This is a genomic window from Hadarchaeum sp. (SeqCode) (assembly GCF_049969415.1).
Taxonomy (GTDB): Archaea; Hadarchaeota; Hadarchaeia; order Hadarchaeales; family Hadarchaeaceae; genus Hadarchaeum.
In genome coordinates this window covers 1-10,962 of sequence record NZ_JBMFOX010000034.1, presented here as the reverse complement: position 1 = coordinate 10,962, position 10,962 = coordinate 1, and the positions used below count along the sequence as shown (strand labels likewise).

The window sequence follows — 10,962 nt, the reverse complement described above, 5'->3', positions numbered from 1 at the left end:
CTGACCAAACGAGCGGACCACCAGCTGGTTACCGACAGCGACCCCAAGATTAGGAAGACACCGCCGAGAATCATGGTTATCTTCCCCGCCAGCAGAAAGAGGTCAACCAGTTGCGAGTGAATGGGCTGTCCGAACACCGAGATCAACAGGTCAAATGGGGAGAGGGCTATCTCCATAGCCCCGGTGCCCACGCTGGCCACCCACCAAGGCCCGAGAAATGGTAGGATCACCATCAGGGCCCCGGCAGCGATGCCAAGGAAGTTCATGGAGTGTTTGTTTGTTGAACTACAGGACGTCATAACTAACCACCTGATATTTTCGGGCTAAATTGAATGGTCACTCCATAGATCTCAAAGGTAACGTTAACGGCGGTTATTTGGGGATTGCTCGGAGGTGAACCGGGGATGGTCCCAACTAGCGTGAAGTTTACGGAACCGTTCGCCGGAATTTCCAATTCTTCCTCCTCCATCTGAAGCTGGATGGGTGGCATCCCCTGACCTGAAACGGTCAGGTTCACCTCCTTGAGCTTGATCGGAACTTTAAAAGGGGATTTGAACGTCACTGGGACCCTGACGCTGCTGCCGCTGATTACGGGTTGGCCCATGGACATTGTCTCCTCGGAGAAACCACCGCCGAAGATGTCACCGACCCCCTCCGAAACTTGGCTCAGCTCCTGCTCGCTGGGCAGCAACGCCTTCTTCAAATCCCAGCCGTTGGCAGAAAAGGCCAAGATTATGGGGACTACCACCAAAGCTATTCCCAGCAGCCGCAGCGCCCACTTCAGGGCCCCATCTCGCATTTTATCCCATTTAAGCTAGAACAAGGTTATTAAAAAACTATCCCGGTTGTCTGAATTCCTCAATTAACTTCAACTTGGCCTCGTGACACATCGACTTTATCTTTCGCTCCCGCCGCATCGCCTCTCCACGGGTTTTGAACGGCTCCCAGTAAATCAGGACCAGCGGCCTTCTCGCTTTAGTCGAACGAACATCGCCCCGGTTGTGCTGGGCCAACCGCTTCCTGAGGTCGGCCGTGTGTCCCGTGTAAAAGTTGTCGTCCTTCAAGCTCCGCAGGATGTAGACATAGTAAGTTTTTGCCATGGCGCTCATTTCTAAAACAAAATTTTGTTTTATATAAAGAAGCTGCCCGCAAGAAATCGGCGGGTAAGAAATGGAAGAAAAAGGACAGTTGATGGGCGTGCCGATCAAGCTGATCATGGCGCTCGTGATCGGCGCGATGACCATGGGCATCATGATGCAATTTGTGGGCACGGCCGAACGCAACGTGCTCAAGGACATGGACGTCCAGTTCTCTATCTCGGGAAAGAAGCTCACGGTCAAAGTCTACGATGCCGCCAGCGGTGGCGCCTTGGGCGGTGCGACGATTGTGCTGAAATATCCCGGCGGCACCGACGCCCGCACGCTGGGGAAGGAGACCAACCAATACACCTTCACCATACCAATGAACGGTGCCAAAGTCGTCCTCGTCACGGTCCAAGTCACCAGGAACGGCTACATCCCCTGGCAGGGGCAAGTAGCTGTGAGGTAAACTCCGATGATAAAGGATACTCGAGGTATAGAATCGCTGCCAGTAATTATCATGATTGGGGCCATGCTGGCCGTCAGCTCCGTTTCTATCGGAATCGATGTCATAAACCGAACCCAAAGAATGATCGACCGCCAGCGGGCAATCAACAGTTTCAATTTACTCGTCGAACAATCCCAAATCCTCTGCGCTGGCGGGGTGGGAAATTCAAAAATAGTTGAGCTTCAGCTGGGAGACGGTATAATTATCCTTAAGGGAAATTTAGTTCAGCTTCTGAGCGGAGATAGCATTAGAACCGAGCTTCTACCACTGCCAATATCAGCTGACGAAAATGAGCTCAGGAGCGGCTTTTATCTCCTGATGATTTGCCAAGGGGTTGATGGCCGTTTCTTTATAAAGATCGAGGGTATCTGAAATGGAGAACAATGGCTCTGCTGGTTTTCTGCTGAGCAAACTGGGAGTGGCCTTCGCCGCCATCGCCTTCATCGGCCTTGCCCTCTCGCTGAACTCGTTTGTCGACAGAACCTCTGAAAAGGAAGAACTAGAATTGATTGCGAGAAACATAATCGAGTCATTGGAAAGGATAGATGGGCTCCCCGGAGAAATCGAGTACCTCAAGGATTTTGCCCCAATATCAAGAGCATTTGAGGTTTCGCTGGCCGGAGAGCTGATTAACGGCTTTCAACTGATATCCGTGCGGGTCTCATCTAAGATTGAACTCGAGCGCTCGCTGATCATAAGTTCGGTCGTCAACGGTGGTTGGTTCCTCATTTCGAAGCAAAACCCGCGCGGAATTATCATCCGACAAACAGGTGTGATAGACTTAGAGTTGATTGGATGACCGTTAACGGGGGTGAGGACTTACTCTCCATCCTCGTCGCCACAGTGCTGCTACTGATGCTGGCGGCTGCGGCGATTAACTGGTATCAAAACACTTCTCGAGAAATGCAAGAAATGGATGATCTCAGATCAACGCTGGACACCGCGGAAGCCATCATTTATGGCGCTATGGACGAATCCAGGAGAATTGAAACAATCGAGATTTTGCCGGGACGCTTGGAAAACCTTTCAAAAATTTTGTTTTTACGCGGAGTGAACATGCAAGTTGAAATACGGTCCCTTACCGGAAAACTGATTTATAAGCTGGAAAATTTCTCTGAACCTCAGACGGGAAATTATTTTGCCGAATCGAGCGTTAGCCTTCCAATCGCCCTTGCCTGCGATAGCGAATCGGTGCTCCTCTGCGAACTCAAAGTCCAACTCTGGAGGGAGTAAATTGAATAAACATGGAATTGGCTATACCATTGACTTGCTAATATTTGCCCTCTTGGTCTCGCTCTCGTTTACCGTTTTATTCACATTTTCTCAGCCCAACGCCGAAATCAGCACGAAAATCTATGCCATGAGCTTCACCAGAAATGCTCTGCTCGCTCTGTTGAACAGCACCACAGACCAATTCGGAGGATTTAGTTACCAAGCTGGTTTTCAAGTTCCAGAAATTAGCGGCCAAACACCACTTTACCTAGCTTTGAGAAATTTAGGACACAAGACCATGGGAGAGCTGCTGGCAGAAGATGTTCTCTTGAACCTGCAACTAAAAATCGGGAGCAGAACTGTCGCCACAATTTGGTCCAACGAGGACATGAACAACAAGTTAAGTTTTCTTCTAAAGTCGATACTTGATAACCTCGCTGGCAGGAAATTTGGATATAGATTCGTAGTGAAGGCAACGCCGGTAAAAAACAATATTGTCAGCTTCGATTTTAACCTCCTCATCGAGAACCTTTCACCTTCTGGGACCAAGTTGTGCCGCGAAACATCGCTGCTCTCGCTTCCCATCTCAAACGAGGAGCTGATTAGCCTCGCTGAGAACAGGCTTGGCTTTTCCTTACCTCAGCATCTGGAAACTAATCCTGTTATTGAAATTGGTTTGGAGCTCTGGTCCCGATGAAAGAACGAGGTTTTATTCCCTTCAGTGCTGCGGGAGCAATCGTGGTTTTGGTCATCATCGCCATGCTGGCTCAAGCAGAGTTTCACCGGCACCACAGGGCGCTGAATATTATTTTCGACTCATCACAGTCGTCCCTTTTCACGACTGCCGCGGAGATTTATCAAAATATCCGGTTAATCGCTAAGCAAGCCGTTTTCAAAGCGTTGTGGGAAGTTTGCAAAAAAGCTAGCGATTATTCGGAAAACGCGTTAGCGGAAATTGAAGTACTGGCGACGAAATACTTTCATGTGGCAATATCAGAAATTGAATCCAGCCGCCATGGCTCCAGAATTGAATTAGTCATCCCCTCTGACAAGAGGGATCATCTGATAAAAATTTCGGAATCCGATAGTGGCTTCGTGCTTGCCGATGTAACTTTCCCTGAAGGCTCGAGGGTAATGATCACCTCCCAGGACAGCAATACCCGGATTTCAGCTTCGCTGGAGAATACCGCTATTCTGGTGGATTCAAGATATTTTCTCTTAGCGCAGAAAATGGAAGAGTTCAGGGCAGGGATAGGGGATATCATAGGAATTTGGACGGCTCTGGAATACTCAAGGGTTTTAACCGATTTGATTTTAGCCGAGAAAGTAACGCTCAACCGCTCCAGAACTGCGTTGGCTTTCGAAGCCGCTTGGTCAATCAAAGAACTTGAAATCTTCGGCTCAACGGACTACTTAAAAACCGAAGCGGACCTCACCACAATCGCGATTGATTTGTTAAACGGGCCAGGCAAGAAGTTAATCGTATGTCGAGAAAATATCTATGAGCTCCTGCCCCCCACCCCGCTCAGAAAAACTCCGGGAATATCGGTTTACCGTGACCTTAAGGTCAAAAACGTCGACTACAGGCGCCAAGATCCGGCAGGCTTGCTTGGCTTGCCCACAGCGACACCAATCCCATTGGGAACCTCCGGAGCCACTATCTGGTGGGGACAATGGGAAGTAACTATCGAAACTGAGGAAAGCCCCGTCGAGGAAATCTTCGACTTTGACAACCCGAACATCCCGCGCCCCTGTGGTGACTTCTGCGCCCATCTGCCCCTCGCCTACCGGTGGAAGTTTTCAGAGAAGGAATTCAAAACAATCATCACCATCTTCAGCCCCAGACCTTTCATGATATTTGTCCAGTAGCTAAAGTTATCTTTTTGTCAAAATTCTTTTTTCTCTGACTTCTTAGCCTCGAATCTTCGCAGCAAAACAACCAGAAGTTGTTTTAAATTTTCAATCTCTTTTCCCATCATTTCTTGCTTTAATGAAAACAGCTCTACTTGAGATCGAATCTCCTGCGCAAAGTTGTTAAACGGGTCCAAGAAAAACCTGCTCAGTTCAGCGACGGTGCGCGAAGGCCTTGGCTCCATATTTGCCTGACCAAACTCAAGCGCCACTCGTTCTATCAACAGTTGCACCTGTTCTCCTTTTAATCCGGCTTCAACCAGTAAATCATAAATTTCATTTGTAGGATAACCCGCCCTTAGCATGGCTCTTATAATATCAGAAGCTGCCACCCCTGCGGCCATTTCACCCACCAAAAATTTGGAACAACCGTAATTAAAAATGGGTGACCGATTGTCGGAGACGCCTTTAGATAAAGTCGTTCAACTCCACAATAATAATTCAAATGCCAATGTTAAACCTGCCGAAAAAATTACCACGGGCATTACTAAGAGGCCATATCTTGAGAACCCTGAAAACGATATCTGCACTCCTTTTTCGGATAAAATACTGGCCCACAGAATTCCTGCCAGCACCCCAACCAGAGTCAAGTTGGCACCAAAGTTGGCACCAGCTACCAGCGCCAAGGTTGAACCAGTTCGCGCCGCTGCCGAGGCTTCAAAAGAAGGGCTCTGGAAGATCCTAACAAAAAATATTGTCATCGGCTGATTATTCATCAGTCCTGCGGCAAAAGAGGTTAAACAGATAATTCCAAAAACTGTGGCCACCAAGCTTCCGGTGATTGAAGAAAGCTGCGAGGCGAGGAAATCTGTCCAGCCCTTTGAGACCAAGTCCTCAACAATTATGAAAAGCCCTACGACGAATGGTATCGTCTTCCAAGGCATTCTAGAACTTATTATAGAAATACTGGACCGTTGCCCCGTCCTTTTCGGCTCAACATAGTGATAGTATATGATGTCGAAGACGACCATTATCCCGGCGGAGATTGAGGTCAACACCCACAGAGGCATTCCTAGGATGCTGGTGGGAACGCTCATCAAAACAATGGTGATGATAAACAGGACGGTGCCAAACACGGCCCCGCTTTTGTTTTTTATGGCTAAGTTCGGATCCACGGCCGGCATCTCCGTCTCTACCGGTAACTTCCTCCAGAAGATTAGCATCAGCATAATCAAGCAGGTGACCATCGCCACCACCGATGGAAGGAACATCCATTTTAAAAAATCCAAAAAGGACATCCCAATCGAATCGGCCGCGATGATGTTGGCGGGGTTGCCGATGTACAGCATCATGCTCAGGATGTTGGCGGCAAAGAACTGTGCGATAAGGTAGGGAACCGGATTCACCTTCGCGCGCTGGCTGAAATAAAATATTATCGGCGTCATCGTTAGGATCACTATATCGTTCTCGGTCACCACCGTGAGTAGGCTGCTGAGCAGGAAAAAGTAGATGAAGAGCCTCCTTCCTGATCCTCCTGCATACTGGGCGAAGCGCAGCGAGATGTATTCAAACAGCCCAGTGTAGTCCAAGGAAACGCAGATGTAAGAAAGCGAGATAATCAGTATTATTATTGCGTAAGGTGTCACCGTACCTGAGCCCAATATCCCTCGCAAGATAGTATCAAAATTGATGGAGCCAAAGGCCATCAAAACGAGCACTCCGAACAGCGGGGCCAACCCATAATCCAAGTGGATGTGCCTTCGCGTAAACGGAATCCTCACTATCGGGTGCTTGAAGACGAGAAAAATTGTTGCGGCAAAGACTATGATGGGCGCTAAGGAAATCAGGTTCATAAATTGCTGTCCCTCGTCATCATTGGCCAAATTGCCGTCACGGCGGTAGGTTGGCCTTTCTCACCAAAATCACGGTGCAGGGGGCATACTTGACGATATAATCTGAAATGCTCTCGGAAAAGACACCAAGCAGCCCTTTTTTCGGAATGGTGCCGGTAACGATCACGTCGCAGGAATTTTTCTTAGCAAAGGAAACGATTGCCCTGCCGACATCCGTGGATTCGATAATTTCCAGCTGGCTCTTCAATCCCTTTCTCTCAAAGGCTTCAATGACCCAAGAGAACCTTTCCAAGGCATCCTTTTTGGAGAATTCGCTCAAGAGCCGCACCACGTGCAGCGCGAAAACTTTGGTTTCCTTGGAACAGAGCTTTATGGCAACCTGAACCACATCCTCCGGCGTGGCCTCGGTAACGCAAAGAACCATATTTTTGAACATAACTCACCCCTTATTTATTCTTCCCGACGCTAATAAACAATTACCTCATTGTTACTCCACGTTAGAAAAATTAATTGATATCCACCTAAATTTAATCCCTAGTGCTGAAATTTCCAAACAGGGTTGACCAAACATTTATATCAGCCCAACTTGAAGTCTCTTGATGGAGGTTAAGAATGCCAAAAACTGGAATGATTGCCGGTGTGATTTTAGTGATTGCAATTATCGCAGTGGCCGCAGCCTACGTTGCAACTCAACCCGGAGCTCCTGCTGCAACTACCGGTGCCAAACAGTGGAAGATAGCCCTGTTGTTGCCTGATGTGATAACCGACCTTACTTGGAACGGTCCTGCCTACCAAGCTGTGTCGAGGCTGGTTGCGGAGGGGATTGCCGACAAGTTCTCCTACACCGAACAAGTAGCGGTTCCAGACGCCGTGAGAATTGCAAGCGGATATGCTGCAGAGGGTTATGATCTCATAATTCAACATGGATCTCAGTTCGTGGACACGACCAGAGAAGCCGCCCAGAAGTATCCCAACTCATACTTTGTCACCACTGCTATGCTGGCACCCGACTTTCCGCCAAATGCCTCGGTCGTCTGGTCTTACTTGGAAGAGGCCTACTACCTGCTTGGAATACTCGCGGGCAGAATGACTAAGACCAACATTGTCGGCACTCTCTGTCCGCTTGAAGTTCCTGGCATCGTCGAGTGGTCAAAGGGATTCAAAGCTGGAGTGCTCAGCGTTAACCCCAACGCCAAAGTTCTCTACGCAGTTACTGGTAGCTTCATGGACGCCACGTTGGGAAAGGATACAGCCAGGGCGCAGATTGAGGCCGGTGCCGACTTCCTTGCTCCGATGACTGACGGTCCTGTTCTAGGTGCCATCATGGCTGCCCAAGAGACCGGCAAGGCCTACGTCTTCGGCTGCGAGGGCGACACCCACTCAATCAACCCCAACATCATCGTAACCAGCGCAATTTGGGACTCCTACTCCCACTACAAGACGATAATGCTCGATATCAAAGCAGGACAATTCAAGTCAATATACCCCGCAGATCTAAAGACGGGAGGAGTGACCTTGACTCCTTTCTACGCGCTGAAGGATCAGATCCCCCAGAGCGTTCTGGACGAGATGGAACGGGCGAAGCAGGACATCATATCCGGCAAAATAAACGTCAAGGAACTGGTGAAAAACATCAGCCTCTAGAGATAATTATAATCTCCAGAGGATATTTTTTTTTAAACCTTTCTGGCTTCAGCTAGCTTCTTTTTTGCACTTTAAATCAAAAATTGATAAATTTCTAATTTAAATTCGGGATCATCTCATTTTCACAAAAGTTTTTATTGTATTTGCTCAAATTTAACAGGAAAATATGGCGGATTTCATCATCACGAATGGATTTTTGGTGACCATGGACCGGATGAATAGAATTATAGACGACGGCGCCTTGGTCGTTGAGGGAAATCGAATTCTGGCCGTGGGCAAAACAGCGGAAATTAAAAGAAAATACCGCGCTGAGGAGGTCATTGATGCCAAAGGAAAGGCCATATTGCCCGGATTTGTTACGCCCCACCATCACATGTACAACTCCTTAACCCGGTATATGGATATCCCGCTGCAACCGGAGGTGGCCGGTGATTTTGGCAGTCTTCTCACGCGCTGGTGGTGGCCAAAAATTGAGGATACTTGCACCAAAGAAGACGTCTTCGTTGGGGTGCTTCTCGCTTCAGTGGAAATGCTGAAGAATGGGATCACTTGCACCGCGGACCTTCAGGAGGGCCAAAACCTTCTTCCCGGGGCGCTGGAACACGCAGGTAGGGCCTGCGACGAGGCTGGAATCAGGGCATTCCTCTCCTTTGAAACCACCGATCGCGTCAGCCTGAGCAAGGGCAAAATGGGTCTAAGGGAAAACGAAGCCTTCATCAAGGAAAGAAATTATAAAAGAGATGCCCGCGTTCGGGGGATGATGGGGATACATACCTGCTTCTCCTGCACACCGGAAACACTAATCAAAGCGCGGGAAATAGCCAACAGACATAAATGTGGTATTCAGATTCACATCGCCCAGAGCACCTATGAAGTCGAGATGATAAAAAATAGATATCATGTTGACGGTTCGGTCGAGTTTCTGGACTCAATTGGTTTTTTGGGCCCTGACGTTGCTGCTGCTCACGGGATCTACATCTCCAAAAAGGAGTTGGAGATCTGGCGAAGAAGCAACGTGGGGCTGTCCTTCAACGTCAAAAGCAATGCCTTTTACGCCAACGGGCTGGCTCCCGCCGTGGAGCTGATCAAAAGAAATGGTAAGGTCGGCCTAGGCATAGACGGCGTCAACATCTACGATATGTTTGAGCTGATGACCTTTTCCATGGCCTTGCTGCGCCTCTACTACCTAGACGGGGGCCTGCTGCCGTCTTCTCAAGCCCTGCATCTGGCCACGATGGGCGGTGCCAAGGTTCTCGGCAGTGACCGTGAAATAGGGTCCCTAGAACCGAACAAAAAGGCAGATATAATCCTCGTCGATTTTTCCGGCAAAGCCAAATTGACGCCGTCTTTGAACAAGCTTGACATTTTAGCCTTCAGCTGCCGCGGTTCTGATGTTGACACCGTTATGGTGGATGGCAAAATCGTGGTGAGAAATAAAAGGATATTAACCGTGGACGAGGACAGCCTGCTCGAGAGGGCCCAGCGTCAAGCTGAGAAGTACCAAGAGCGCGCCATCGAAACTCCAATAAACCCCGTCTGGAAGCTGCCCAGACGCTGAGGGTGAAAAAACGGTCGACCTCGAAGTAAACTTTGCAGGACTGAGGCTGGAATTTCCGACGATACTGGCCCCGGGACCCCTGAGCAAGGATGGACTGGCGGTCAAGAAAGCCGCAGAGCATCACGGCATTGGCGCGGTTGTGGTCAAAACCGTTTATCCCAAGGAAGAGGACACGCCTCGACCATGCATGGCCGCCATCGGAAGCGGTAACATGATCAATCATGACTGGTCCGCACTCAGCACCATGCAGCTCTGCCAACAGATGAAAATAGCCAAGGAGGGAAAGAAGCCGGTGATCGTTAGCATCCTCGGTGACATCGAGGAGGAAATGAAAATGGCTAAACTCCTAGAAGCCGCCGGAGCCGATATGTTGGAACTTCCCGTCGCCAATCCTCCGCTTGAACAACTTCAAGAAGACATCCGCAGGGTCAAGGAAACCGTCTCCATTCCTGTGGGAGTAAAAATCGGCCCCGATGTTAAGGACATCCCGGGATACGCCAAAGGAATTGAAAAGGCTGGAGCCGATTACATCTCCGGAATCAATACGCTAGGACCAGCGCTGGTCATAGACGTGAAAACAGGTAAACCCTTGCTGGGCTCAAAGTTCGGTTTCGGTTACCTCTCTGGCCCCGCCATAAAACCCGTGGCGCTGAGATGCGTTGCTGAAATGGCCAAAATTGTAAAGATCCCGGTCGTCGGCGGTGGCGGCATCAGCGATGGCAAGGATGCCGTTGAATTCTTAATGGCCGGAGCCACCTGCGTCCATCTCCACACCGCGGCCATCCTCAAGGGACTGGGAGTCTTTTCAAGGATAGTTAAGGAAATTGACGAAATTGTAGCTGCGCTCGGACACGATAGCTTGGAGGAAATCCGGGGGCTGTCCTTGAAATATCTTAGAGAGGAGCCCTCGTTTGCCTACAGGATACCGACCGTGGACTTTAATTTGTGCAACGGCTGCGGTGTTTGCGAACGGGCTTGTGCCTATGCGGCGATAAAGATACACGAAGGCGCGGCAGAAGTGGATGAGAAATCCTGTTTCGGTTGCGGACTCTGCGCCACCCTCTGCCCAACCCGCGCGATAAAGCTGGGGTGAACAAGGATGTCAAGGAAAATATTGTATATTGACCCGCTTGACTGCACCGGATGCCGTAACTGTGAGATTGCCTGTAGTTACGCCAAGGAAGGGCTGGTGAACCCTCAAAAGTCGAGAATACGGGTGCTCAGGATCGGAGCCACCTATGACGGTCTGATAGTCTG

Annotated in this window: 16 protein-coding genes and 1 pseudogene; 11 read left to right on the top strand and 6 right to left on the bottom strand. The window is 49.4% G+C overall.

Annotation, left to right across the window (positions count from 1 at the left end; all coding sequences use genetic code 11):
* From ACP5PX_RS06700 to ACP5PX_RS06690, 3 genes are all read right to left on the bottom strand, one after another.
* Positions 1-299, bottom strand: a 299-nt coding sequence (locus ACP5PX_RS06700; RefSeq protein ID WP_428085198.1) for a hypothetical protein, incomplete at its 3' end; no start/stop codon positions are given.
* A 2-nt stretch (positions 300-301) separates the two neighbouring features.
* The gene (locus tag ACP5PX_RS06695; RefSeq protein ID WP_428085197.1) at positions 302-799 is read right to left on the bottom strand and encodes a hypothetical protein; all 498 of its coding nucleotides are present in this window, start codon (positions 797-799) and stop codon (positions 302-304) included.
* 37 nt (positions 800-836) lie between these two features.
* Complete coding sequence (locus tag ACP5PX_RS06690; RefSeq protein ID WP_428085196.1) at positions 837-1,109, bottom strand: GIY-YIG nuclease family protein; 273 nt, start codon at positions 1,107-1,109, stop codon at positions 837-839.
* 82 nt (positions 1,110-1,191) lie between these two features.
* Between ACP5PX_RS06690 and ACP5PX_RS06685 the strand changes: the two genes are divergently transcribed.
* From ACP5PX_RS06685 to ACP5PX_RS06660, 6 genes are read left to right on the top strand one after another with little or no spacing between them, the layout of a single operon-like run.
* Entirely contained in the window at positions 1,192-1,548 is a 357-nt protein-coding gene (locus tag ACP5PX_RS06685; protein ID WP_428085195.1) for a hypothetical protein, read from the top strand.
* Between the two features lie 6 nt (positions 1,549-1,554).
* A complete protein-coding gene (locus tag ACP5PX_RS06680) occupies positions 1,555-1,959 on the top strand; it encodes a hypothetical protein (RefSeq protein ID WP_428085194.1) in 405 nt (134 codons plus the stop codon).
* Position 1,960: 1 nt separating this feature from the next.
* Positions 1,961-2,386 (top strand): hypothetical protein, encoded by a 426-nt coding sequence (locus ACP5PX_RS06675; RefSeq protein ID WP_428085193.1) that lies wholly within the window; start codon positions 1,961-1,963, stop codon positions 2,384-2,386.
* Positions 2,383-2,820 (top strand): hypothetical protein, encoded by a 438-nt coding sequence (locus ACP5PX_RS06670; RefSeq protein ID WP_428085192.1) that lies wholly within the window; start codon positions 2,383-2,385, stop codon positions 2,818-2,820. The genes ACP5PX_RS06675 and ACP5PX_RS06670 overlap by 4 nt, the downstream gene beginning before the upstream one ends.
* A 1-nt stretch (position 2,821) precedes the next feature.
* Positions 2,822-3,496, top strand: coding sequence for a hypothetical protein (locus ACP5PX_RS06665; RefSeq protein WP_428085191.1), 675 nt, complete (start codon positions 2,822-2,824; stop codon positions 3,494-3,496).
* Complete coding sequence (locus ACP5PX_RS06660) at positions 3,493-4,668, top strand: hypothetical protein (RefSeq protein ID WP_428085190.1); 1,176 nt, start codon at positions 3,493-3,495, stop codon at positions 4,666-4,668. The genes ACP5PX_RS06665 and ACP5PX_RS06660 overlap by 4 nt, the downstream gene beginning before the upstream one ends.
* A 17-nt stretch (positions 4,669-4,685) precedes the next feature.
* Here the strand turns inward: ACP5PX_RS06660 and ACP5PX_RS06655 are convergent, their stop codons facing one another.
* The 3 genes from ACP5PX_RS06655 to ACP5PX_RS06645 form a co-directional block, all read right to left on the bottom strand.
* The gene (locus ACP5PX_RS06655) at positions 4,686-5,054 is read right to left on the bottom strand and encodes a hypothetical protein (RefSeq protein ID WP_428085189.1); all 369 of its coding nucleotides are present in this window, start codon (positions 5,052-5,054) and stop codon (positions 4,686-4,688) included.
* A gap of 78 nt (positions 5,055-5,132) precedes the next feature.
* Positions 5,133-6,533, bottom strand: a complete 1,401-nt coding sequence (locus tag ACP5PX_RS06650; protein WP_428085188.1) for an SLC13 family permease — start codon at positions 6,531-6,533, stop codon at positions 5,133-5,135.
* 7 nt (positions 6,534-6,540) lie between these two features.
* Positions 6,541-6,939 (bottom strand): universal stress protein, encoded by a 399-nt coding sequence (locus ACP5PX_RS06645; RefSeq protein WP_428085187.1) that lies wholly within the window; start codon positions 6,937-6,939, stop codon positions 6,541-6,543.
* Positions 6,940-7,115: 176 nt separating this feature from the next.
* Here ACP5PX_RS06645 and ACP5PX_RS06640 point away from each other — a divergent pair, with 176 nt between their 5' ends.
* The 5 genes and pseudogenes from ACP5PX_RS06640 to ACP5PX_RS06620 all read left to right on the top strand — a co-directional run.
* Complete coding sequence (locus ACP5PX_RS06640) at positions 7,116-8,147, top strand: BMP family protein (RefSeq protein ID WP_428085186.1); 1,032 nt, start codon at positions 7,116-7,118, stop codon at positions 8,145-8,147.
* 166 nt (positions 8,148-8,313) lie between these two features.
* Entirely contained in the window at positions 8,314-9,705 is a 1,392-nt protein-coding gene (locus ACP5PX_RS06635; RefSeq protein ID WP_428085185.1) for an amidohydrolase family protein, read from the top strand.
* A gap of 31 nt (positions 9,706-9,736) precedes the next feature.
* Positions 9,737-10,540: pseudogene (locus tag ACP5PX_RS06630) on the top strand (dihydroorotate dehydrogenase); the annotation flags it as partial.
* Positions 10,541-10,636: 96 nt separating this feature from the next.
* Positions 10,637-10,798, top strand: a complete 162-nt coding sequence (locus ACP5PX_RS06625; protein ID WP_428085200.1) for a 4Fe-4S binding protein — start codon at positions 10,637-10,639, stop codon at positions 10,796-10,798.
* 6 nt (positions 10,799-10,804) lie between these two features.
* On the top strand, positions 10,805-10,962 hold a 158-nt coding region (locus tag ACP5PX_RS06620; RefSeq protein ID WP_428085199.1), incomplete at its 3' end, for a 4Fe-4S binding protein.